General features: G+C 69.4%; 12 protein-coding genes and 1 CRISPR repeat array. Of the genes, 6 read left to right on the top strand and 6 right to left on the bottom strand.

From position 1 onward, the window contains the following. Positions 1-135 precede the first annotated feature (135 nt). Entirely contained in the window at positions 136-1,497 is a 1,362-nt protein-coding gene (locus WMF19_RS29605) for an SGNH/GDSL hydrolase family protein (protein ID WP_437893421.1), read from the bottom strand. A gap of 562 nt (positions 1,498-2,059) precedes the next feature. Between WMF19_RS29605 and WMF19_RS29600 the strand changes: the two genes are divergently transcribed. Beyond that, a complete protein-coding gene (locus WMF19_RS29600) occupies positions 2,060-4,561 on the top strand; it encodes a PAS domain S-box protein (protein WP_437893420.1) in 2,502 nt (833 codons plus the stop codon). A 110-nt stretch (positions 4,562-4,671) separates the two neighbouring features. On the opposite strand, the gene WMF19_RS29595 is transcribed toward WMF19_RS29600, so the two are convergent. Further along, the gene (locus tag WMF19_RS29595) at positions 4,672-5,091 is read right to left on the bottom strand and encodes a hypothetical protein (protein ID WP_437893419.1); all 420 of its coding nucleotides are present in this window, start codon (positions 5,089-5,091) and stop codon (positions 4,672-4,674) included. A 612-nt stretch (positions 5,092-5,703) separates the two neighbouring features. Between WMF19_RS29595 and WMF19_RS29590 the strand changes: the two genes are divergently transcribed. Both WMF19_RS29590 and WMF19_RS29585 read left to right on the top strand, forming a co-directional pair. Then, positions 5,704-6,735, top strand: a complete 1,032-nt coding sequence (locus WMF19_RS29590; protein ID WP_437893418.1) for a hypothetical protein — start codon at positions 5,704-5,706, stop codon at positions 6,733-6,735. 186 nt (positions 6,736-6,921) lie between these two features. Next, positions 6,922-7,074 (top strand): hypothetical protein, encoded by a 153-nt coding sequence (locus WMF19_RS29585; RefSeq protein ID WP_437893417.1) that lies wholly within the window; start codon positions 6,922-6,924, stop codon positions 7,072-7,074. On the opposite strand, the gene WMF19_RS29580 is transcribed toward WMF19_RS29585, so the two are convergent. Together WMF19_RS29580 and WMF19_RS29575 are read right to left on the bottom strand one after the other, a co-directional pair. Further along, on the bottom strand, positions 7,071-8,060 hold the full coding sequence (locus tag WMF19_RS29580) for a hypothetical protein (RefSeq protein ID WP_437893416.1): 990 nt from the start codon (positions 8,058-8,060) through the stop codon (positions 7,071-7,073). The genes WMF19_RS29585 and WMF19_RS29580 overlap by 4 nt on opposite strands. Before the next feature lie 8 nt (positions 8,061-8,068). Further along, on the bottom strand, positions 8,069-8,704 hold the full coding sequence (locus tag WMF19_RS29575) for a hypothetical protein (protein ID WP_437893415.1): 636 nt from the start codon (positions 8,702-8,704) through the stop codon (positions 8,069-8,071). A gap of 14 nt (positions 8,705-8,718) precedes the next feature. Further along, positions 8,719-9,779: a CRISPR direct-repeat array (repeat unit 36 nt; unit sequence GCTTCAATGGGGCCGCCGCCTTTCAGCGGCGGAGAG). Between the two features lie 1,311 nt (positions 9,780-11,090). Here WMF19_RS29575 and WMF19_RS29570 point away from each other — a divergent pair. Beyond that, positions 11,091-13,451 (top strand): hypothetical protein, encoded by a 2,361-nt coding sequence (locus tag WMF19_RS29570; protein ID WP_437893414.1) that lies wholly within the window; start codon positions 11,091-11,093, stop codon positions 13,449-13,451. A 229-nt stretch (positions 13,452-13,680) separates the two neighbouring features. Here WMF19_RS29570 and WMF19_RS29565 read toward each other — a convergent pair whose 3' ends face one another. Then, positions 13,681-15,033 carry a glucuronyl esterase domain-containing protein gene (locus WMF19_RS29565; RefSeq protein ID WP_437893412.1) on the bottom strand — a complete coding sequence of 451 codons (1,353 nt, stop codon included), beginning with the start codon at positions 15,031-15,033 and terminating at the stop codon, positions 13,681-13,683. A gap of 396 nt (positions 15,034-15,429) precedes the next feature. Between WMF19_RS29565 and WMF19_RS29560 the strand changes: the two genes are divergently transcribed. Then, entirely contained in the window at positions 15,430-17,214 is a 1,785-nt protein-coding gene (locus WMF19_RS29560; protein ID WP_437893411.1) for a DUF1592 domain-containing protein, read from the top strand. Then, positions 17,211-18,821: a DUF1552 domain-containing protein gene (locus WMF19_RS29555; RefSeq protein WP_437893410.1), complete on the top strand. Its 1,611-nt coding sequence runs from the start codon at positions 17,211-17,213 to the stop codon at positions 18,819-18,821. The genes WMF19_RS29560 and WMF19_RS29555 overlap by 4 nt, the downstream gene beginning before the upstream one ends. Positions 18,822-18,924: 103 nt before the next feature. Here the strand turns inward: WMF19_RS29555 and WMF19_RS29550 are convergent, their stop codons facing one another. Continuing rightward, on the bottom strand, positions 18,925-24,060 hold the full coding sequence (locus tag WMF19_RS29550; protein WP_437893409.1) for an AAA family ATPase: 5,136 nt from the start codon (positions 24,058-24,060) through the stop codon (positions 18,925-18,927). Positions 24,061-24,180: the final 120 nt, after the last annotated feature.

Genomic DNA, 24,180 nt, shown 5'->3' with positions numbered 1-24,180 from the left:
GATCGGCGCACGGACGGGCATGATAAGGCCACTTATCATGTGTGGCGCCCACAGACAATCATTGCATCTCGGGCGCTCGCCCGGGCGAAGGCACGGGCGCGCGGGGGCTCGAATGCGAGCGCGTTGTGCGCGGCGTTACGGAGAGGTCGCTTTGACGACGCCGTTGATGATCGCGTCCAGGTCCACGGCGTTCGCCATCGCCTGGTACCCGGCGTCGTTCGGGTGCAGCTTGTCAGCGTCGTAGGCCGGGAGCAGGCGGCTCGGATCGGCCGGGTCGCGCAGGGCCTTGTCGAAGTCGATCACCCCGTCGAAGGCGCCGCTCGTGCGGATCCAGGTGTTCAGCTTCTGCCGCTCCTGCTCGCCCTTGGCGGTTCCATAATCGCCCTTGTAGGTGCCGGTCGAGCCGGCGAACGGCACCAGGGTGCCGCCGTAGATCTTGAGCCCGGCGGCGCGGGCAGACTGGATGATCTGCTGGATCGCCGGGATCAGATCCGCGGCCTTGGCCGAGCGATCGCCGATGTCGTTGATGCCTGCCAGCAGGATGATCGCGCGCGCTCCGGGCTGGGTCAGCGCGTCGCGTGCGAGGCGGGCAGGGACGGGGTACCCGAACTGGAGCTGGGGACGGACGGTGAGCAGCTCGTTCCCGATGATCCCGGCGTTCACCACGGCGAGGGTCGGCCCCTTCCGGCTGGCGAGGCGCTGCGCGAGGTAATCGGGGTAGCGATGGTTGTCGTTCTTGGTCGACAGATATCCATCCGTGATCGAATCGCCGAGCGTGATCAGCGTGCCGACGACGTCCGGCGAGGCCTTGACGTCGACGCCCGACACGGCCATCCAGCACGAGATCTTCCGCGTGAACTGCTTGTCGGCGCCGTTCCCTGTCTGGTTGCCCGAAGCGAGGAAGTTGTCCTGTGCCGCAAAGTAATGTTGCGTGATCGGCCCTGTCTTGACCGGAAGGTGGACGTTCACCGCCAGCGTCTGCAGCGGCTGGACCTTCAGCGCCACGGGGTCGCTCACCGCCTCGCCGCCCGCGGCGATGAGGATCGATGTCTGGCCTCCGAAGCGCAGCGGTTGTGAGCTCCCCGCGACCGTGGCCGCGCCGCCCGCCGAGAGCGCGACCGACGCAGAGCCCACCTTGAGCGGCTCGCTGCCGCCCGCGTTGGAGATGCGCACGCGCACGGCGCTCCCGCCGGCGCTCACGCGGACGATGTTCCGGACCGTCTGGTCGGCGAGGCCGACATCCGAGGGACAATCCTGCGAGTTGAACGTGCCGCCGGGCGTCGGGCTGCTGTGCCAGGCGGAGACCCATCGCCCCTCTGGCGCCTTGTCCGCGGCCAGCGCGGGGCGCCCCGGCGCGGCGGTCATCAGCGCGATCGCCGCGGCGATGAGGGGACCTCGCGGCGAGGGGCGGCGCTTCGGTCCGGGCAGATCGAGCGAGGAGCGGCGAGCGTCGCGGCGCGCCGAGGTGACTCCGTGGTGTCTCTGTTGATGTCCCATCGGTTCTATCTCGTTGGTTCGCGTGGAGCGCGGAGAGCTCCCCTGGCTCCTCGGGGGCCGCGCGCTCGCTTCGCCCGACGTGATCCTCGAAACTGCGGGAGATGGGCCGAAGCTCGGGCCGTGGCGCGGCCAGGAGGCAGGGTGCCAGCGCGGGGAGGCGGGGAGAAGGAAATGCAAACACTTCGGGGGCGTCAAGCCCGATCTGCCCGGGGGGACAGCGCGCTTTTCTGCGAGCCGATTCGCCCTGGAAAAATGACGTGGTATCGAAACTCGCCCACGCACAGAAGAGGCCGCCGTCAGCGCTCGCGGGCCTCGGTGCTCGGCAGCGGAGTAGCAAGTCGCGAGCCGCGGGTTCGCCGCTCGATGGTGGGAGCGCCGCCTGCTGGGCGCGCCGAGCGTGCGTTGATGAGAGCGGCCGGGGCGAGCCGCTCAGAGCGCCGCGCTGAGCTCCTGTCGCCGGCGAGCGTGAACAGATCGGCATTCGGGGAGGGCATTCCCCATCGGCCTGTCCACGTTGGCGCTGCAGGCAGCGCGGCTCTCGTGCAACAATCGGCCGATCAGGGTGAGGGTCACGGTGTCGCCAGAAGAGATGGAGATCGAGGCGCCGAGCGGCCGCGACGAAGAGATCGGCTGCGTGGCCTCCCCCTACCAGGGCGGGTGCCGCGAGCCTCACCCTGCGCCGGGCGAGCTCGTGGAGCGCGCTGCGCTCCGCATGGCGCGCGCGGCCGATCTCGACGAGCTCTCGGGGCTCCTGCTCGACCAGGCGATGGAGCTCGGCGCGCGCGCCGCCTACCTGCTCCTGACCTCCGAGGACACCGGCGAGCTGGGGCTCCATTCCGATCGCCACCTGCCCGCCGAGTTCCGTCGATCCCTCGCGCGGGTCGCGCGGGGCGCGCCGCTGCTCGATGCATGGGCGGCGAGCTCGGGTCGGATTCAGGTGATGAGCGATGTGCGCTCGCTCGATCGGGGGCCATCCATGACGCGTGATCTCTGCGCGCGGACCGACGCGCAGAGCGCTGTTTCGATGCCCCTCTGCGTCCGCGATCGCTGCCTCGGCGTCCTCTCCTTTTGCCTGCCCTGCCCTCATCCCCACGCCGGCGTCGAGCTCGGCGCGCGCGCCGCGCTCTTCGCGATCGGCCTGGACAGCGCCCTCGCGCGCGAGGGGCGGGCGCGCGCCGAGGCCCAGAGCGAGGCGGTCCGGCGGTCGATGGCCCAGGAGCTCCGACGCACGAGTCACCTGGAGGGGGCGCTCCGGGAGAGAGAGCAGCGCTTTCGGGCGATCTTCGACGGGGCCCTCCAGTTCATCGGCCTGCTCTCGCCGGAGGGCATCGTCCTCGAGAACAACCGCACCGCTCTCGAGTTCTGCAGGGCCACGGAGGCAGAGACGATGGGCCGTCCGTTCTGGGAGCTGACGGGGTGGAGCCCCGGGCACAGGGAGCGAGTCCGCGCCGCCGTCGCCGAGGCCGCGGCGGGCCGGCTCGTGCGGGACGAGATCGAGGTGCTCGGAGCGAGCGGGCGGCGCTGCATCGACTTCTCCATCAAGCCCATCACCGACGACCGTGGCAGGGTCGTGATGCTCATCCCCGAGGGGCGCGACATCACCGAGCGCAACCAGATGGAGCAGGCGCTCCGCGAGAGCGCGGAGCGCTTCCGGCTCACCTTCGAGAACGCGCCCGTCGGCATGGCCATCGTCGGGCTCGATGGGGGGTTCCTCCTCGTCAACCACGTCTACTGCGAGATCGTGGGCTATGGGGCCGACGAGCTCTCGAAGCTCCGCTTCCAGGACATCACCCACCCCGACGACGTGGACATCGACGTGGGCCTGGTCGAGCGGCTGCGCCGCGGTGAGATCCCGCGCTATCAGCTCGCCAAGCGGTACATCCACAAGAGCGGCACGATCATCCACGTCGTCCTGCACACCTCCGTGGTGCGCGACGAGGAGGGCGAGCCGGTTCACTACATCGCCCAGGTGGAGGACGTGACGGCGCGCAAGCAGGCCGAGGAGGAGCGGGAGCGCCTGCTCGCGCAGCTGGACGCCGAGCGGAGGACGCTGCAAACGGTCTTCGACAGCGCGCCCATCCCGCTCCTGCTCATCGATCGAAGCGGCGTGGAGCGCCTGCTCGCCAACCCGCACGGGCGAGATCTCACCGGGGGCGCGGAGGAGCGGGCGCGGTGCGTCGGTCGCGTGCGGCGCCCGGACGGGGCCGCCCTCGATCTGGACGAGCTGCCGTCGAGCCGGGCGTTGCGCGGCGAGACGATCCCCGGCGAAGAGCTCCTCATTACCAAGACGGACGGCTCTGTCGGGACGTTCCTTATCGCCGCCGCGCCGCTCCGCGACAGCGCGGGGAAGATCACGGGCGCCATCGTCGCTGGCGAGGACATCAGCGCGTTGAAGGAGCTCGCGCGCATGCGCGAGGAGTGGACGAGCATCATCGCTCACGATCTGCGTCAGCCGATCACCACGATCGTCCTCAAGGCCTCTCTGCTCGCGGCGGAGCCGCAGTGCAGCGACAGGGCGCAGCACATCCTGGCCAGCGCGATGCAGCTCAACCGGCTGATCGACGATCTGCTCGACGCCTCCCGCCTCGAGTCGCATCGGCTGGATCTCAGGCGCGTCGAGGTCGATCTGCCAGCGCTCATCCGGGCGACGGTGGAGCGGACGGCCGACGCGACGAGGGGACATCGTGTCGACGTCGAGGTGCTGGACGGGGGGCCGCCGCTTTGGGCCGATCCCGGGCGCCTGGAGCAGGTGCTCACCAACCTGCTGTCCAATGCGGCCAAGTACGGCGCGCCAGGGACGCCGATCAGGATCGCGGTGGAACGGCGGAGCGGCGAGGTGTTCGTGGCGGTCGAGAACGAGGGGAAGGGGATCGCTCCGGACGAGCTGCCGAGGCTCTTCACCCGCTATTACCGGACGCGCGAGGCGAAGGCGGGAGGCGCCGCCGGGCTGGGCATCGGGCTCTACATCGTGCGAGGGCTCGTCGAGGCCCACGGGGGGCGGATCTGGGCCGAGAGCGCGCCCGGGAAGACGAGCTTCCAGTTCACGCTGCCCTGTCCTGACTAGGACGACAAACATGTTGAAGATCGTCTAGAGCGACAAACGGGTTGAAACCACGAGAAGAAGCAGGAATTTCACAGGGAGGCGGGGAGCGAGAGACGGTAAGAGGGAGAAGTTCATTTTTTTTTGTGGACGTTCACCGCCAGCGTCTGAAGCGGCTGGACCTTCAGCGCCACGGGGTCGCTCACCGCCTCGCCGCCCGCGGCGATGAGGATCGATGTCTGGCCTCCGAAGCGCAGCGGTTGTGAGCTCCCCGCGACCGTGGCCGCGCCGCCCGCCGAGCGCGCGACCGACGCCGAGCCCACCTTCAGCGGCTCGCTGCTGCCGGCGTTGGAGATGCGCGCGCGCACCGAGCTCCCGCCGGCGCTCACGCGGACGATGTTCCGGACCGTCTGGTCGGCGAGGCCGACATCCGAGGGACAATCCTGCGAGTTGAACGTGCCGCCGGGCGTCGGGCTGCTGTGCCATGCGGACACCCATCGCCCCTCCGGCGCCTTGTCCGCGGCCAGCGCGGGGCGCCCCGGCGCGGCGGTCATCAGCGCGATCGCCGCGGCGAGGAGGGGAGCTCGTCGCGAGCGACCGTGTTTCGGCTCGGGCCGCGCGGACGAGGAGCGCCGGGCGTCGCGGCGCGTCGAGGTGACTGCATTCTATCTCGGTGAATTATCCATCGGTCCTATCCCGCTTGTTCGCTTGGAGCCGTGGAGCGCGGAGAACGCTCACAAAGTCTCAATCCTCACGACCTCAGGGCGTCCATCGTATGTATTTTCGATCCATGGCTCCAACTGTCAGACACTTTGCAGCACCTCAGCGCCCCCGCCGACCCTCTCGCCGGGCGCAGGGGCACCGTGCGAATCCACCCCCTGCTCGACGATGCTTCGCGCTTCAGATTTCCGGGAGCGCCCCGCTCAGGCCGTGCAGCAGAAGGTGGATGGCGCGCTCGCCCGGAGCTCGCCCACGGGCTCGCCACCGTGCGGAGCGCACGCGCCCGGCTCGACATCCGCGATCACGGCCGACTTGCGGTTCAGAACACCGTTGACGCCGCCCTTCCTTGATGAGGGGATAACGCTCTGTGCGGTATGCCAAGAAAATTGTTTGAAGGGTCATGGTTGCAAGTTTGGGCAGTGCTACAAGTGCGGGTTCTATTGAGTATGGCGAGCGTTGTTGATGTTGGCGGGGGTACCCATGTCGCGTTCGATGGGCTGACCACGGAGCAGCTATTGCAAGTTGGTGCGACCAATGTTGTGTGCGCGTCCGATCGCCTTATCGTCGGTTCGAGTCGTCGGGATGCCTTGGAACATGTCCGGGCGCGTCGTGCGTGGTGGAATTCGACCAAAGAATGGGACAAGGCCTATTCGTCAGATGTCCACTGGGAGCCCCCCATCACCTTGTGGGTGTCGGCGAGCCTGCATGAGCGGGTGAACCTCTGGAGGATTTGTAGCTGGCTGCGTCATCTCGGCTTCGCGCATCACGACATATTTGTTGTCGATTTCGAGCCTGTTCCACCATCGAGAGCGGCGAGCCGCGAGGTGTTGGCTCGTCCGTTCACCTGTTCCGAGTCAGTGTCCGATCATGCTGACGAGGTTCTTCTGGACCACCTTGGTAAGGCACGGCCTTGGTCGCGGGAACGCCACGAAAATGCCATTTTCCTCTGGGAGAGCTACGTCGATGAGAACCCCGTGCAATTCGTCGATAGCTGCGTCCGTGGCGTTGAAGGATTCCCGGAGCTTGCCTCCCTCTGGACGCTTCTCTCTTGCTTCTTCCCAAGAAAGACCGCGGAGGGGTCCCTGCACCTAAGCCGATTCGACGAACACACGCTGGCCCTCCTCTCGATAGAGTGGAAAACTCCGTTGGCCTTGGTCGCCAACGAATCGGAGATGCAAATGAACCTCTGGCATCTCCTTTCCTGCACGGGCGATCTGTTCCTACCGCGCCGGCTCGGGCACTGGGCAGACCACGATTCGAGTGCGGCCGTGGAGCGCGCACCTGGTCCAAAGCCGCCTCATGCTGGCTATCCCATGCTCTCGGAGGTGTATCGCCTCACCGAACGTGGTACGCGACTCCGAGACAAGGGGCTCGATCAGCTCACGGATGCGCCAAGCCTGCCCATTGCCGGGACCGAGGCGTACTCAGCCTCAGCCCCCTGGGTGCTGCTCGAAGATGGCCGGCTCGCTCGGCTGTGAGGGGTAGCAGCGGCTCCGGCCAGCGCGCGGTGATAGCACGTCGCCCTCGGCCCAGTCGTGCCCCCTGGGCGCGAAATCCACGTTCAATGGGGCCGCCGCCTTTCAGCGGCGGAGAGGCCCTGGATCGCGCGCATGCTCTCTTGAGCCTGGATTTCGCGCATCCTGCACCTCCGCGCGACGGAGACGATGCTCACCGGCGTGGCGGGGCTGGTCGGCTTCGGTGTCTTCCTCCGTGAGCTCGACGTCGACGCCGAGCTCCGGCGCACGTTCGGTCGACGCAGGCGCGGCCCCGGCGGGCTCCGCCGCAACGTGCACACATCGCACGGCGACGCCATCTAGGAATGCGGCACGAGCAGCGCTTCGACCCCATCCGCCAGCGCTTCGTGCCGCTCGTTGCGGAGGGCCGCGACGAGCGCGGCGGCGAGCGACGCCGCATCGACCATCGGCCTGGCGAGCTCGTGCAACCAGAGCGCCATGATCTCGCAGGGATCGCGGTCGATCGCGGCACCGCGCAGCAGCTGCGCGATCGTATCCGCGAGCTCACCGTCCCCTCGAGCCCGGAGCCGTGCGAGCAGCTCGGCCGCGATCTGGCCTGGATCGACCATCGGTCCGGCGATCTCACGCGCCCAGAACATCATGATCGACGCCGCCAGGGTGTCGCGTCCCTCGGTGCGAAGCCTCGTGACGGCCGCGTGGGCAAGGACATCCGCGGTGTCGGCGCGGGCCACACAGTCGACGAGCGCCCTCTCGGCGCCGTGCGCAGGGTGGGGCTCGCGCGGGACGGCGGCGACGCGATGCTGGGCTTGCGGCGCTTGCTCGACGCGCTCTTGGCGTTCGACCGCCCTGCTCGCCGCGCTCACGGCGCGCGCGAGCTCCTCCCGCCCGTCGGCCTCGAGGCGCCGGACCAAGAGGCTCCTCAAGTAGGTCCATGTGTTGGCGTCGACGTCATCCGCCGGGCGGAGGAGGCCCTGAGCGCGACCCCGCGCGGCCACCTCGCGGTCCATGCGGATGAGCGCGTGGGCCTCGTTCAGCCAGAGCACCGGGTCGACGTCGGAACGACCGCTCAGCGAGGTGACGACCGCGTCGGCGAGCTCGCCGCGCCCCTCGATGCGCAACCGCCCTATCAAGGCGATCGCGAAGAACACCGCGCGCGCCGACGGCCCGCGGGCCTCCGCTTCAGCGCTTCTCAAGATCAGACGCCCCAGGGTGTGTAATCCGTCGAGGTCGAGCCGCGCCGCGAGCGCCGAGAGCAAGACGTGCGCGTCGTGAGCGCGCGCAAGCTCGCCGCCGCGCAGAATCAAGGCGGCGTGTTGGGTGGAGTCCATGCGCCTCGTCATCGGGCCCCCCGTCCAGGCGCAGGAAGTCGAGATGTCGACGTGCCGAGGGTGCTCAGGCCTGGGCACTGAGCAGCGCAGGATGCCTCCAGGCACGCAGCCGCGGGCGCCGCCAGGCCCTCAACAGGCCCGCTGTGTTCGACCGCCGAACAGCTGGGCGCATCGTTGCCTGCGAACAGGCAGTCCATCCAGCGAGCACACGCTGTATCATCCGCGCACGCGCTGAACTCCTCGCAGCACGAAGCTTTCGCGCAGACAGCGCATTCGTCGTCCTCGCGAGCTGCATCGCAGACCGGACGTACGACCAGATCCGGCTCCATTGACTGCGGATAGCGGGTATAGGTATCCGTGCACTGCACCAGACGATAGCTCCGCACGCCCGGGGTGACCATGACCAGCGAATCCGTCCTGTCGGCGGCCATGCTGTAGCTGGTCGCGCAGGCCCATTCAGTCTGCCGCTGCTCGACGAAGCAATCGCAAGCCTCCGCGGTCACCGCGTACTCGCAGAGCCAGACCGTCTCGCCAGGATTATAACACTCGTCCGGCACGAGTTTCATGCATCCAGCGACGATCACGACGAACGGCAGAGAACAAAGAATCGACGAAACACATTGCACAACGAGCCATCGTGCCATGACGAACCTCGCTTGATTCAATGGGGCCGTCGCCTTTCAGCGGCGGAGAGCCGTCTTGTTGAGGTAATCCAGTAGATAAAGGATAGCGCTTCAATGGGGCCGCTACCTTTCAGCGGCGGAGAGAAGGCGGCTCCCGAGGGGGCCGCCAAGGCGCCGGCCAAGCTTCAATGGGGCCGCCGCCTTTCAGCGGCGGAGAGTTCAAGGGGTGCGAGCGCGGCGGCAAGCCACTGATCCTGCTTCAATGGGGCCGCCGCCTTTCAGCGGCGGAGAGGCCTCGGTGCGCTTCTCGTTGATCTCGTCCTCGGTGCTTCAATGGGGCCGCCGCCTTTCAGCGGCGGAGAGGCCGGACGGTCATTACGGCGGGTACGAGCACACCTTCCCGCTTCAATGGGGCCGCCGCCTTTCAGCGGCGGAGAGGAGGCAATCAAGCGGCTGGTGGAGGTCTTTGACGAGGACGAGGCTTCAATGGGGCCGCCGCCTTTCAGCGGCGGAGAGCTCTCCTCTCCCGCGTTCGCGGTCGAGACCGGACGAACGCTTCAATGAGGCCGCCGCCTTTCAGCGGCGGAGAGCTGGGTGAAGACGACGGACGAGGCGTACCCCAACGAGATGCTTCAATGGGGCCGCCGCCTTTCAGCGGCGGAGAGACGTCCAAGCTTGCCTATCGCGTCCAGCGCGGCCGGCTTCAATGGGGCCGCCGCCTTTCAGCGGCGGAGAGACTGGTTTCTCGTGCGATATCAACGGCATGTGCGTAGAGCTTCAATGGGGCCGCCGCCTTTCAGCGGCGGAGAGCATGCGGTGCCGGCGGGGGCGGAACCGGGAGGAGAGCTTCAATGGGGCCGCCGCCTTTCAGCGGCGGAGAGGGGGTGGTGGTGAGCAAAAGCGATGAGGGCCAGTTGCTTCAATGGGGCCGCCGCCTTTCAGCGGCGGAGAGGCCACGGGCGCGACCAGCGCGCGCGCGGCGAGTTTGCTTCAATGGGGCCGCCGCCTTTCAGCGGCGGAGAGCGTGGCCGGGCGATGCATCGAAGGGTTTTGCGTGACGGCTTCAATGGGGCCGCCGCCTTTCAGCGGCGGAGAGAGGCCTCCCATGCCTATCTGACATTTCGCGTACTTACGACCCGGTTTGCGAGAGGTTCCCGTTCCGGCCCCCCGCGCGGGCCGTCCGAGGCCCGTGGCGTGCCCTCGGCCATTCAAAAATTCTTCCTGATTTCAAACACCTGCCCGCCTTGCGAGCGCCCCTCGGGGTTTTCGCATCACGCCACCGCTCGCAGCCGGTGCTCCCGCCCTCGTCATACCACACCCCGTCCTCTCCTCAGGCAGCCCTTCCGCTCTCGCCGGCGGCTGCGCTCATACCCCCCACCTCCGCCGCTCGCTGCCCTGCCTCCGGCGCCGTCTCCCCCGGCTCGCACGACGCATGCCCCAGCTCCGGCCACGTCGCCCCCCGGCTCGCGGACTCATCCGCCGCCTCGCCCGTCTCATCCCCCACCTCTCCCGCCTCATCCCCTGCGGGGCGCTTGCCCTCGGACCCGGGGGAGACGCCTTCCGCCGCGGGGCGCCCGCGCTATCTGCGGGGACCTCGCCTTCCGAGGCCCCGCGTCCATCGCCCACCCCTGGGGGGCCGCTCTGTCGAGGCAGGTGTCCCTTCACCCTGGCCGGAGCGCAAGCTCGCCCGGCGCGCCCTGGGCGCACGTGACGCCTTCACCGTCACCGCGTCGCTGACAGCTCCGCGTCGTCTCCTGCCCGGCGCTCGGCGCTCGGCGCTCGGCTCTCGCCGTCCCACGTGCGGCATGGCCACCGCCCCGCTCGCCCCTGGCGTCACGAGGTGAGGCTCGGAAATCCGCGGGAGCCGGAGCGCGGACGGCACACCTCCGCTCGGCCTCGCCCATCTCGAACAGCCTGTGCGGGAATTGCAGGCGGGCCACGAGCGAGCGCCCTGTCACGACGCGGCGGCGGCGCACTGCCGCGGCGTGGAAGCCCGATCCTTCGATGACGACGGCAGAGCACCTGAGCTGAATGCGCTCCCCTCCGCGAGGATCGCCGCCATCAACTCGCGCACGGGCCCTGAGGGGGCGCCCCGCTCTCGGCGAGGGGCAGCCTCCTATGCCGGCTGCCGCGCACGCAAGTGCGGCCGGCTCCGTTCGGAGGATGAGTGAGCAACCAGGCGAATGCGACCACGCTCGCTGCCGCCGGCAGGAAGGCTGATTCGGCTCGGCGCAACGCGCGGGGCGAGGCAGGCGCCGCGGCCAGCGCAGGCGGCGCGGGGCGGCATCGCGGAATTCGCTGCGGCGCATTTGCGTTGAATTTGCCGCGCCGCAGTGCGGTAATCGCCCGAGGAGCCCCCCGGGTGCTCGGGGGACGCGGCTCGCGGGATCACCATGGACAGGGACGCGTGACGGGAGGACGAGACAGCGGCGGGGACCTTCCGGCGGGCGAGAGCGTCCCGCCCGCGCCCATCGAGGCGAGCGGCCCCGAGGGCGCGCCCGGGGCCGAGCTGCGGTCCGTCGCGGCGGGCGGCGCCACGCTCTGGCTCACGCAGGCGCCCGGGTTCTCGCTGTGGCGCGGCGAGGTGGCCGCGCCGGATCGGCTGCGGATCGAGGGGCGCGACGGCTACCTCCACGAGCTCCGGCTCGAGCCGGTCGGCGTCCTGCGGCTCGGCCGTGTGGAGCGCGTGGGCGACGAGCGCAACGAGCTCGTCTACCCCGACGTGGCGTCGCGGCTCGCGGCCTCGCTGCGCCACGACGGCGTCCGCTGGTGGCTGCGCCGCCGCGACGAGTGCAGCGTGCCCGTGCAGGTCGGCGCGCGGCACCTCGCGCGCGGGGAGGAGTCGCCGCTCGTGCACGGCACCTTCGTCTGCGTCGGCGGCATGCGCGCGACGTTCTTCGACCGCCGCTACGCCGCGCTGTCGGTCCCCGCCGGGGCGGTGGACCCGGCGACGGGCCTGCTCGCGCGCGCCGGGCTGGAGCAGGAGTGCGCGTCGCTCCTCGCGCGGAAGGGCCAGGGCGCGCTCGTCCTGCTGCGGCCGATCGCGGCGGGCGCGCCCTCGCGCGCGGCGGCCGCGCTGGTCGCGGTGCACCGGCTGTGGCCGGATCGGCCGGTCGGCGACGCGGACGGCACGGCGGTGGTGCTCGTGCGGGGCGGCGCCGCGGAGGCGGCCGCCGCGGCCCGGCAGGCCCTGGAGGCCGCCGAGGCCGCGGGGCTCGGGGCGTTCGCGTGTGGCTACTTCACGGTCGCCGGCGAGGCGGACGTCGCCGGCCGCGAGGTCGAGCTCGGGCTGCACGCCATTGCGTCGCTCGCGGCGGAGCGCGAGCGGGGCGCGTCGCCCGTGGCGGAGCGTGAGCGCGGCGCGGCGGGCACGGACGGCGCGTCCACCCCCGTGGTGGAGCTCCGCGACGGCGCGGCCAGCGCGCGCTTCGCCGCGCCGTTCGAGGTGATCGAGGCGTCGCGGAGCGGGCGCCGGGCGACGGTCCTGTTCGGCATCGAGGAGCAGAGCGCGCTCGGCGGCGTCGGGCCGCACGTCATCGGGGCGCTCGCGCAGGAGCTCGCGGCGGTCGTCGCGACCCACGCGGGCGCCGGTGCGCTGATCGCGCCGCTCGCGCACGGCGTGGTCGCCGCGTGTGTGCCCCGCAAGGCGGATCCAGCGGTGATGGCGAGCGCGGTGCAGTGCGACTGGCACGGCCGGCCGCCCATCCTGGACGGGAGGGTCGAGCACGCGCGGACCCTGTCGTGGGAGCTCCTGCACGACGCCGACGCGGGCGCGCGGGCCGCGGAGATCTCGCGCGAGTGCGGCGATCCGCACGGGGTGCTCTCGGCGCTGAGCGGCGGCCTGCCCTATCCCATCGCGGGGCGGGTGCGGGCGGCGATCGGGGCGTCGAGCGCGATCGAGCGGGTGAAGATGCTGTTCGACGTGCTCGAGGGCACGTGGCGCTTCATCGCGACGGTGCTCGTCTCGGCCTTCTTCAGCGGCGGCAGCGCGCCCCCGACCTCGGCGCGCAGCGGCGTCGCGAGCGGTCCGGGCACGGGCGGTCCGGGCGCGAGCGGGGCGGGCGCGGGCGGGGCGCCTCCCGGGTGGAGCGCGCTCCTCGATTTCCACGGCCGCACGCGCACGCGCGACGGCCTGGCGCTCGGCGCGTGGCGCGAACTCGCGCGCACGGCCGCGCGGGCGTTCGGCGATCGCGACGATCCGATCGGCTCGATGGCGAGGGAGGTGCTCGACGTCAAGCTGTCGCACAACCAGACGTTCGAGACGCTCTCGAACCTGATGCAGGCCGAGCGCAACCAGTTCGCGCACGGCCACTATACCGAGGCGCGGGCGGCCGCGGATCTGCCCGACTTCGAGCAGATGACGCGCGCGCTCCTGCGGGCGCAGCGGCCGCTCTGCGCGTGGACGCTTGTGACGGTCGAGAAGACGGAGCCGGACCTCTACGGCGATCTCCAGACGGTCGAGTTCATCGATCACACAGGCCCGTACGCGTCCGGGACGCGGCGGCGCATCGGGCTGAACTCCCCTGTTCGCCTGTCGAACGTGGTCTATCTGGCCCGCTTCCGCGAGGGGCTGATGCTGCCGCTCGAGCCGATGGTGCGGCGGCTCGCGCCGGACGACCGGTTCGATCTCTACTGGATGGACCACCTGCCGCGGCCGGGAACATGCCATATGAGCGCGGTCGTCGCGGGCCGGGCGGTGAAGGCGCCCTGCGATCCGCGGCGCACGCCGCCGCTCCTGCGGGCGATGCTGGACGCCGCGGGCGGCTGAGGGGCACGGTCGCGCGGCGGGCTCGCTTCGTCCCGTCTCCTGTCTCCCGTCCGCGACGTGGACGGAGCATGCCTTTGCCCCTGGCCTGGAGCGAGAGTCCGAGATCCGCGCAGCTCTGCAAGAGGCAGACCTGGATGTACATGGCGTAGGGCGCAGCAGGCCCGAGCATGCGGTCAACCGGCGCATCGACCGGTTCGGGCTCGGCCTCCGCGACGAGTGAGCCCAGGGGTCACTGGAGGTTCGGCGGCGTCCACGTCATCCACCGGCCGAGGTCGGCCTTCGCCCCGTCGCTCTCGAGCAGGTTGGTGTCGTCGGTGCCGCCCCCGACGAGGAACTTCTTCACGTACGCCTCCAGGATCGCCCTCTGCTGCGCGGGGAACTGGCAGTGCTCATGGCCGCCGAGCTGCGAGTAGGCCATCCGGTCGGGCACGCCGAGCCCCTCCCAGATCGCGTGGGCGATGGCCCCGGCCGTGAAGGTGCTGTCGATGCCGAGCCAATCGATCTTGTTGTCAACGACGAGCAGCGCGCGCGGAGCGACGAGGCCCATGACCATGTGATGATCGAACGGGAGGGTCGTCACCTTGTTGCCGAAGTTCGAGCCGAAGCTCTCGCGGAACCACGGCTGCTCACCCGCCGCGCTGGACAGGGTCTGCACGTTCTCCCCGCCGTCCTTCCCTGCCTGTGAGACGCGCCAGCTCGCCGAGCCGCCGGCGCCCGACTCCTGGGGGATGGTCAGCACGATGCGCTCGTCGAACGCTCCCGCCGTGAGAGCACCCTTTCCATCGCGCGAGCAACCCGTCACGGCGATGCGCTTCGGATCGATGTTGGCCGCCGGCGTCTTCTCCAGTGCGTCGATGATCCGGCTGATACCCCAGGCCCACGCGATCATCGAGCTGGCCGGGTGGTCCTTGCCGTAGAGGTCGTAGAAGATCCCCGTCCCACGCGTGCCGCCGCCGCCCTGGGCGCCCATGTCGTTGTTGTTGAAGATGGCCGTCGCGACGCCGTTCTGGCTGAACACGCTCGCGTCCAGGGTCACGCTGCCAAAGCCGTAGAGGCTGATGAGCAGCGGAATCGGCGCGGAAGGCGCCGCGGCAGGCCTGTTGATGTCGATGGAGAAGGAGACGCTCTTCGAGCCCTCGTTGACGCCGACCGTCAGCTTGTTCCCCGAGAACTCCCCCGTCACGTCATCCTTGGACACCGCGGGCTTCGGTCCGGACTCGTACTCCTCGACCTGCGCCTTGATCTCCGCGCGTCGACATGCCCATTCCGACTTCTTCGTGATGCGCGATCCATCCAGCATCGTGAACGGATCGTGATGAGTTTCGTAGACAGGGAGAGATGCCGCGGCAGGCAACGTCGGCTCGGGGCAGCTCGCGCCGCTGTCTTCGACGCCGCCTGGGCCGCCCGTGCCGGTGGATCCACTCCCACCCCCTCCTGAGACCGATGAGCTGCCGGAGGAGCCCGCTCCGCCGCTGTTGTCCCCGCCGCTCGACGTCGTGGTGCTCGACGTCGTGGTGTCGGAAGGGTCATCACCGCAGCCGGGGATAGACAGGAACAGCAGAGTCAGAAGAATTTTTCTCATGGTCCTCCATGCCCGAAAGCTGGTTTGGTCGGCGACCGCTCGAATCGCTCAGCGGCGCAGCGCCGAGAGCGTGTCCGGCCGCTCCTGCACAGGCTTGGTCCGGTTCTCGCGAAGAGCGCATTGGGTCGCGTGGCGCTGTCCGCTGTACGTCGAATCCATGTGAACGTTCACTAATGCCATGCCACTCTCACGCAATAATTTCTGTATCACAAGAGAAGTCGAAATTCTACTCACGCGCCTCGCCCCGGCGCCTTGCAAACCAGGGGATTTGCCGGGCGAAAGCAAACTTGCGCCAAGACGAAAATACGAGAAAACTCGTGATCTGCGACCCACGACAAGGCATCCTGATGTCTGGGCGATGCTCGATGTGAGAGCTCCTCGGACGAGGTGAGTCCTATGAACACGTGGGCGAGACGGTTCATCGTTCCTGTGCTGCTCACGGCGAGTTACGCAGCCATGGGCGGTTGCACCGCGATGATCGGCGGCGGCGATGACCCGGAGGCGAGCAGCGGGTCTGGCGACGGGCCTGGGAGCGGCTCTGGCAACGGGTCTGGTAACGGCTCTGGCAACGGGTCTGGAACCGGAGACGGCGTCGGAGGGGACGGCTCGGCGGGGGGCGGCCCCGGCGTCGAGCCGACGGTGTGCGTGCCGGGCATCCCGCGGACGTCGGCGCTGCCGCGTCTGACGAGGGCGCAGTACGACAACACGATTCGCGATCTCGTCGGCATCGACAACCAGCCGTCGTCGATGCTCGCACCCGACGGCGTCGGGAGCGTCGATCAGCGCGCGTGGGACGGGTACAAGACCGCTGCAGCGACGGTGGCGGCGGCGGTGATGGCAGACCCGAGGGCGCGCGCCAAGACCATCCCGTGCACGCCGTCGGGCGACGGCGCCGCGTGCGCCCACCAGCTCATCGATACGCTGGGACGGCGCGCCTTCCGGCGACCGCTCACCGAGGAGGAGAGAGGGCTCTTCCAGGCCCTCTACGCTCGCCGCCAGGCGCTCACGCCGACCGGCTCGTTCGACGACGGCGCCCAGCTGATCATCGAGGGGTTCTTGCTCTCGCCCTCCTTCCTGATGCGCGCAGAGATCAGCGAGAAGCCCGAGGGCGAGTACTTCGTCCTGAACAGCCACGAAGTGGCGTCGCGCCTCTCGTACCTGATCTGGGGAACCATGCCGGACGACGCGCTGTTCGCAGCGGCGGACGCCGACGCGCTGCAGACGCCGGAGCAGATCCTCGCGCACGCGCAGCGAATGCTGGCGGATCCCAAGAGCCGCGGGATGGTCAAGGCCTTCCACGAGCTCTACCTCCACATGGGCCCCGGCACGCGCTGGTCGGACATCCAGCGTGATCCGGCCGCCTTCCCGGACTTCAAGGCGTCGATGGGCCCGCTCCTGTCGGAGGAGACCGAGCGCTTCATCGAGCACGTCGTCTTCGACCAGGCCGGGACGTTCCAGGATCTGGTCACCACGCCGGTGGGCTTCGTCAACGCCTCGCTGGCGCCGCTCTATGACCTGGATCCTGCGGAGTTCAACGGCGCGGAGCTCGTGCCGGTCGAGCTCGACCCGACGAAGCGCTCTGGCCTCTTCACCCGCCTGGGCTTCCTGGTGTCGCACTCGGGGTACGACCGGACGTCGCCCATCCTGCGCGGGGCGTTCTTGCAGAAGCAGGTCCTCTGCGCGGACATCCCGCCGCCGCCGCCGATGGTGGAGGGAACGCCGCTGCCCACGGACGAGAGCCTGACGACCAACCGTGCTCGGGTCGACGCGCAGACGGCGGGAGACTCCTGCAAGTTCTGCCATCACACGTACATCAACCCGGCGGGCTTCGCCCTCGAGGCGTACGACGCCGTGGGCGCCTACCAGCAGACAGAATCGTTCTCGGGCGCGCCCATCGACACACGGGTGGACGTCGGCGTGGGCGACGACACCGTGGCGGTCGACGGCCCGGTGGCGCTCTCCGAGGCCATCGCGAGCTCCCCGGCAGCGCACAAGTGCTACGTGCGAAAGTGGGTCTCGTTCGCCTACCAGCGCGAGCTGAACAACGAGGACTCCTGCACCGTGGACGAGCTGACCGCCAAGCTCACCCAGGGCGGCTACACGGTGCTCGACCTCATCGCGGACCTCACACAGAGTCAATCGTTCCGAGTTCGTGCCCTGCAGGCGGAGGTGGAGCCGTGAACCGAAGACTGTTCCTGCGTGGACTTGGCGGCGCGGCCCTCGCCGTCCCCTTCTTGAATACGCTCGACCGCTCCGCGCGAGCGCAGGAGGCGCCGTCGCCGCGCCGCCTGGTGATCTTCTACACCAACAACGGTTGCCTGACGAACCGCTGGTTCCCGACGATCGAGAACGGGGTCGGGAGCGTCACCGCGGCGTCCCTGGAGACGGCGCAGGCGGACGGGAAGCCGCGGACCCTCGCCGCGCTCGCGCCCTTCGCGTCGAAGCTGCTCTTCCCGCGCGGGCTCGCGATGCCGCTGAACGGCTTCAACAACAAGGTGGACGGCACGGCGTATTTCGATCCCCACGATCAGGGCATGGGCAGCAAGCTGACCTGCGCGCCCCTCGATCCCGCCGGAGATCACTGGGCGCTGTCGCACTCGCTCGATCACGAGATCGCGCAGCGCTTCAACCAGGGCACCAACAAGGTCCCGCTCGTGCTCTCCGTCGGCAATGCGTTCACGAACGTCAAGGGCATCGTGTCGTACTCGGCGCCGAAGACGCCGTACGCGCCCGTGACCAACGCGCGCACTGTGTACAGCAGCCTGACCGGGCTCTTCACGAGCGGCACCGCGACCGAAGCGGATTATCGCGTGGCTCGCGGCGAGAGCATCATCGATCTGGTGAGCCATGACCTGAACGCCTACAAGGCCCGCAAGATGAGCGGCGGCGATCGGAAGAAGATCGACGACTGGCTCTCCCTGCTCCGCGAGACCGAGCAGCGGGTCGTCCCCTCGGCTTGCACGGCGGAGTCGGCGACCGCTCTCGGCATCACGGACGCCGCCCTCACGCAGGCGGGCTACCCCGCTCGCGGCGGCGGCTTCCCCAACAACGAGACGGTGTACACGCTCGGCAGCGAGATGATGATCCGGCTCATCGCGCTCACGATGATGTGCGACAACAACCGCTCCATCGTGCTCCAGTGGCCGGGCTTCGTGACGTTCAAGTGGGACGGCATCGCGCACACCCACGATCATCACGGGCTGTCGCACCGGAACGGGAGCGCCGCCGTCGGCGGCCAGTGCGTGAGCGGCGTCATCGAGCAGATCCACGAGATCGACCGCTGGTATGCGGGTCGGTACGCCAAGCTGGTCAAGACCATCGACAGCGTCGAGGAGGGGGGAGGCACCATGCTCGACAACTCCGCGGTCATGTGGCTGCCGGAGCTCGCCGACGGCAACGCGCACAACAACAACAACTTGCCCATCGTGATCGCCGGCAGCGCCGGCGGTTACCTCAAGCAGGGCGTCTCGGTGAACGTCGGGAGCGGGAAGCTCGAGGCAGGCAACAGCGAAGCCTCCTGCTCGAGCGGCGCGGAGGGCGAGAGCAACAGCGGCAACACCGGCTCGTCGGGCGGAACCGTCCCGCTGAACAAGCTCTACACGACGTTGATCAACGCGCTCGGCGCCGGGACGCCCAACTGGGTTCCGGTCGATCGCTTCGGCGTCTCCGATGCGGTCGCGGCCGGCTTCGGCGGCAGCGGGCCGGCGTTCACGACCGACGGTGCAGGCAACGTCACCGACGGGCCTGGCATCAGCAATCCGGGGGAGCTCGACGCCATCAAGGCGTGAGGCGGCCGGACGCACGCCGCAGGCCCGGATCCGCACGTACATAGGAGAGCGCCGTCGGCGCTCTCTGACTTTCACGATCGGTTCGAGCGTGACCGCCCGACCCTCACCTCGCCGGCGGGCGCGCGCGGGCTGGACCAGAGGACAGCGGCGCGCCGATCCCGGTCGACTGCCCGGCGCGGCGGAGCGCATAGGCGATGCCGCTCTGAAGGGTGCCCATGGTGACGATGGACTTCAGCTCGATGTCCAGGCTCACCATCGCCTGGGCGACCTCGGCGCGTGTGCCGGTGAGCACGGCCTCCGTGCCGAGCAGCCGCAGCGCATTGGCGGTCCCCACGAGGGTCTGCGCAATCTGGGTATCGATGTGCTTCATCCCCGTGATGTCCAGGATCACGACGCGCGCCTGGTGGCGCTGGGCGCCGTCGAGCGCGACCTCCAGCACCTGGGCCGCCCGCGCGGCATCCATGGTCCCGATGAGCGGCATCACCATGATCCGATCGGTGATCGGGATGAGCGGCGTCGAGAGCTCCGCCAGCCTCGACTGCTGCGCCTCGAACATCTGCCGCTGCAGCGCGGCCCGCTCCCGCTCCGCCTGCTCGCGCTGCGCGAGCTCGATCTTCAGCCGCTCGTTGCTCGCGCTGAGCTGCGTGTTGGAGCGCTGGAGCTCCTCGGTGCGCTGCGCGACCTCGGCCTCGAGCCGCCGGTTGGCGTGCAGGACTTGCTCCTTCACGACCCGCATGCCCGAGAGGAGCAGCGCGTTCTCGATGGATATCGCGGCCTGGGACGACAGGAGGCCGAGCAGCTCCACGCGGCTCGCGTTGAACGCCCTGCTCGCGGCGTTGTTCTCCAGGTAAAGGACGCCGCTCATGCGGCCCTGGTGGATCAGCGGCAGGCACAGGACGGATCGCGTGCCCTGCCGGAGGATGCACGGGTCGTCGGAGAACCGGGCATCGGCGCTGGCGTCGTCGAGGACCAGCGGCTCGCGGGTGCGGGCGACGAACAGCGCGACCTTGTGCGGAAGGTCGGGGCGCACATCGAGCGGCTCGCTCGGCCCGAGCGCGAGCGTCCCGGGCTCGACCCCGAAGGTCGCCTCGACGAAGAGCCGCCCGTCCCGCTCCAGGACAAGCGCCCCCCGCTGCGCGCCGGAGTTCCCGAGCACGAGCGTCACAAGGCGTTCGATCACCCGCTCGAGCTCCGTCTCGCCGGCGATGTTCTGCACGGCGCGCACGATCAGCGCAGCGTCCCGCAGGTTGCCGACCGTCGTCCGGCCGAGGATGGTCCCCGCGTGCGCCGGGCCCGACGTCGCCGAGGGGATGGACGAGATCGGCTCGCTGCCGATCGAAGAGGGCAGGAGCGCGGCGTGATCGCGCGCGAGCGCGTCCGCCTTGGCCGTCGCTCCCCAGTGCCGGTAGCCGAGGTGCGCGTCGATCATGTAGGCGCGCGCCACCTTCGTCCTGCCCTCGTGGAGGTGCAGCATCGCGCACAGCTCGTTCGCGAGCGCCTCGTCGTGAGGAAACTCGTTCTCCCGGGCCAGGGAGATCGCCCTGTCGTAAAGGCCCATGGCCTCGAGCTGATCGCCGGCGACGCGCGCCTCCTCGGCCTGGATGAGCAGCAGCAGGTGCTGGAAGTTCATGGGAGCGCTCGCGGCGAGGCCCGCGATCCGCTCCTTGTGGCGGGCGATGGTCCGCGCGCGGCGCTCCGCCTCGTCGGGCGAGGCCGCGGCGGGCAGCGCGAGGAGCGCCATGCAGGTATAAAAATGCAGCTTTGTCGGCTGATACATGCCGAACATGGCCGCGCTCCTGGCCTCGGCGTCCTCGCCGCTCGCCGCGGCCCCCTCGCGATCGCCGCAGAGATAACGAAGCTGCAGCTTGAGCATCGCGTGAACGAAGAATGCCGGAAAATGGTCCCTCTCGTTGAGCTTCGCGAGGAACTCGCTCTCATCGAAATGGTCGTCGTTCAGGCTGTCGCGGCCCCGCGTCTTTCCTTGCAGGCTCGTGATCGCCTGTCTCACGAGCGTCAGCACGGCAGTGGTGAGCACGTCGCTCGTTCGCCGCGACACGACGAGGCCTCGCCCCACCTCCTCGCGCAGCTCCTCGAGCGGATAGCCCGCGGTGAACATGTTGCAGACCGAGGACATCCATGCGCTGCCGAGATAGGCCAAGTCACCTGACTCCAGCATTCCTTGGCGCGCCTTCAGGAAATAAGTTATCCCGTCACGCACGGATTCGAACAGGTGGGAGCACGCGGCGAAGACGTTGTTCACCCTGGCGGCCAGGCTGGCGTTTCGGAGCTTGTCGCTCAAGGCGAGGCCGAGCCGGCCGAACGCACGGCCCTCCGCGGGCCGCCCGTGCAGGGCGGCGAGCATGAACCCGTAGGCGGCATACCCGAAGGCGGACACGTCCGAGTTCCCGTACCTCAGGGAGGTGTTGACCTGCTTGAGGACGAACAGCGGGTAGAGCTCCGGGCTCATCGTGAAGATCGACCCGCTCATATCGCTGAGGAGCTGCAGCAACGCCGTTTGCTCCGGGTTGTCCATCCTCGGCGCATCGATGAGGTCTTCGATGCGCCGTCCCGTCAGGTTCGCCTGGAGCTCCGCGAGCTCGGCCTCGAAGCACGCCTGCCGCTCCGCCTCGGTGCGCGGCGGCGTGAAGCCGAGCAGGCTTAGGCCCTCGCCGCCCACGCGCACCGCGTCCACGAAGCTCCCCAGCGTCGTGTAGAGCAGCACGCGGAGGGTGTAGACCTGCGCCAGCTCCACGTTCGACCTCGCTCGGGGCAAGAGGGACGTGAAGAGCGCCTCGGCCCGCTCGGGCGCGCCGCTCAGGTATACGCACTCCGCGTTCTCGCGGCTGAGCGTGAAGCAGAGATCCTCGTGGCGCCCCCAGCCCGCGTCCCCGAGCAGCTCGATCCCCGCGCTGAAGTGGCCTGCGGCCACCTGATAGGCTGTCCTGGTCTTGGCCGCCCTGCCGGCTCGCAGGTTGAGCCGGGCGAGGGCGACCCGCTCGGCCTCGTCGGCGATGCCCCGCGCGCCCAGGTTCAGGTGGCGAACGATGTCGAGCAAGTCCTCGTCCGGCGGCGTCTCGCCGGCCCGCGCCCGGAGCAGCCGGCCGATCGCCAGGTGCAGCGCTTCCTTGTGCGAAGGCTCGACGAGCGAGTAGGCCGCATGGCGCACCCGGTCGTGCAGGAACCGATACGATACCTTGACCTCGGAGGGGGCCGAGGGCTCCGTGCCCGCGCTCTCGTCGAAGAAGCGATAATCGCTGTCGAGCGGCACGATCACGCCTCCGCGCAGCGCGTCCCACAGATCGGCGGCCGTCGCGGCGGGCGATTTCTCGTGGACGGCCGCCAGCGTGGTGAGATCGAACGCGTGGCCCAGGCACGCGGCGAGCTTCAGCGCGCGCTGCGTCGCCGGCGGGAGCCGGTGCAGCTTGTCGAGCATGAGGTCGACCACGTTGTCGGCGGCGACCGCCTCCCGGACGCGCGCCACGTCCCATGCCCAGGCCTCCGAGGGCGCATCGAACCACAGCGCCCCCGCGTCGTGGAGCGCGCCGAGGAGCTGGCCCAGGAAGAACGGGTTGCCCTCGGTCTTCTCGAAGACCAGCGCCGCGAGCGGCGCGCTCGCATGCGGCTGCGCGCTCAGCGTGTCGGCGACGATCTGCGCGACCGTGGGCATGTCGAGGGGCTTGAGCGTGAGCTCGGCGATCGCCGCGCCCGCCTTGCGAAGCTCGCCCAGCGTCGCGTGCAGCGGGTGGGCGGCGTCCACCTCGTTGTCCCGGTAGGCGCCGACGATCAGGAGGTGGTTGCCCTCCGCGTCCGTGAGGAGGCGCTCGAGGATCCTGAGCGACGCCGGATCGGCCCACTGCAGATCATCGAGGAAGAGGGTCAGCGGGTGCGTCGAGGCAGCGAAGACCTGCACGAAGCGCTGCACCAGCAGATCGAAGCGGTTCCTGGCCTCGGTCGGCCCGAGCGCCGGTACGTCCGGCTGAGGCCCGAGGATCAGCTCGAGCTCCGGGATCAGCTCCAGGAGGAGCTGCCCGTTCGCGCCGACCGCAGCGAGCAGCTTGCGTTTCCACCCCTCGACGGCCGCCGCCGACTCCGTCAGGATCTGCCGGATGAGCTCACGGAAGGCCTGCGCCACCGACGCGAGCGGGACATCCCTGTTGATCGGATCGAACTTCCCTTTCGCGAAATACCCACCATGACGGGCGATGGGCTTGTGGATCTCGTTCACCAGCGTGGTCTTGCCGACGCCGGAGTAACCCGAGATGAGCACCAGCCCGGCCGCGCCCCGGCGAGCCCGATGAAAGGCGGACAGGAGCACATTCACTTCGTGATCCCGGCCATAGAGCCGCTGCGGAACGCGCAGATCCAGGGGCCGGTCGTGCTGGCCCAGGGGGAACGGATCGGCGCGGCCCGCTGCCTCCCACCGCCGGAGGCACTCCTCGAGGTCGAGCTTGACCCCGCGGGCGCTCTGGTATCGGTCCTCCGGCATCTTGGCCAGGAGCTTCATGATCACCTCCGAGAGCGCGCGGGGCACCCCCGACGCGCGCTCGTGCGGCGGCGTCGGCATCCGCGCCATGTGGCTGTGAATGAGCGCGGTGGGATCGCCCTCCTGGAACGGGAGGGCCCCTGTCAACATCTCGTAGAGCGTGACGCCGAACGAGTAGAGATCGGCGCGCAGATCGACGCTCCGGTTCATGCGGCCAGTCTGCTCCGGGGCGATGTGCGACAAGGTGCCTTCGAGCGCGTCCGGGGGGGCCGTCTCCGGTGTCTCCCTCGAGATGCGCGCCGCGATGCCGAAGTCGACGAGCCGCGGGCTGTGCGTCTTCTCGTCGATCAGGATATTGAGCGGCTTGATGTCCTTGTGAATGATCCGGAGTCCGTGGAGCGCGTCGAGGGTGCCCGAGAGCGCGATGCCGATACGGAGCGCCGCGCCCACGTCGAGCCTGCGCGCCTTCAGCACGGCGTGCAGCGAGGAGGGGCCGAGGTCCTCCATGATGAGCGCGAGGCCCCTGCCGCACTTCTCGATGGCGTGCGCCTTGACGACGCCGGCCACCTCGCCCGCGTCCCGCAGGATCGCGAACTCGCGCCGCAGCCGCGCGAGATCCCTGGCGGTCGGGAACTCGGACCGAGGCATCTTGACCGCGACCGGCGCGCCGTCCTCGTTCCGGCGGCCGCGGTACAGCACGCTCTCGGAGCCTTCGTATACCCTCTCGAACAGCGTGTGACCTGATAGATCGATCATGGCACCAAGGTCCCGTATTCCGCGTCAGCCACCCAAAGGAGCGTGACGCCCCCCACACATCATCTCGAGCCTCCGCCGTCCCCCGGTCGGACAGAGGCTCGCCCGCCGGCAGAATACGCG

Origin of the sequence: Sorangium sp. So ce124 (genome assembly GCF_051525235.1) — a bacterium.
GTDB classification, from domain to species: domain Bacteria; phylum Myxococcota_A; class Polyangia; order Polyangiales; family Polyangiaceae; genus Sorangium; species Sorangium atrum.
Note: the sequence above shows the minus strand (reverse complement) of the source record. Positions and strands in the feature narration are given on the sequence as shown.

Excerpts from the sequence above, each read along its gene's own strand:
- WMF19_RS29605 (WP_437893421.1), bottom strand. The coding sequence starts at position 1,497 with ATGGGACATCAACAGAGACACCACGGAGTCACCTCGGCGCGCCGCGAC.
- WMF19_RS29595 (WP_437893419.1), bottom strand. The coding sequence starts at position 5,091 with ATGACCGCCGCGCCGGGGCGCCCCGCGCTGGCCGCGGACAAGGCGCCG.
- WMF19_RS29590 (WP_437893418.1), top strand. The coding sequence starts at position 5,704 with ATGGCGAGCGTTGTTGATGTTGGCGGGGGTACCCATGTCGCGTTCGAT.
- WMF19_RS29585 (WP_437893417.1), top strand. The coding sequence starts at position 6,922 with ATGCTCACCGGCGTGGCGGGGCTGGTCGGCTTCGGTGTCTTCCTCCGT.
- WMF19_RS29580 (WP_437893416.1), bottom strand. The coding sequence starts at position 8,060 with ATGGACTCCACCCAACACGCCGCCTTGATTCTGCGCGGCGGCGAGCTT.
- WMF19_RS29575 (WP_437893415.1), bottom strand. The coding sequence starts at position 8,704 with ATGGCACGATGGCTCGTTGTGCAATGTGTTTCGTCGATTCTTTGTTCT.
- WMF19_RS29565 (WP_437893412.1), bottom strand. The coding sequence starts at position 15,033 with ATGAGAAAAATTCTTCTGACTCTGCTGTTCCTGTCTATCCCCGGCTGC.
- WMF19_RS29560 (WP_437893411.1), top strand. The coding sequence starts at position 15,430 with ATGAACACGTGGGCGAGACGGTTCATCGTTCCTGTGCTGCTCACGGCG.
- WMF19_RS29550 (WP_437893409.1), bottom strand. The coding sequence starts at position 24,060 with ATGATCGATCTATCAGGTCACACGCTGTTCGAGAGGGTATACGAAGGC.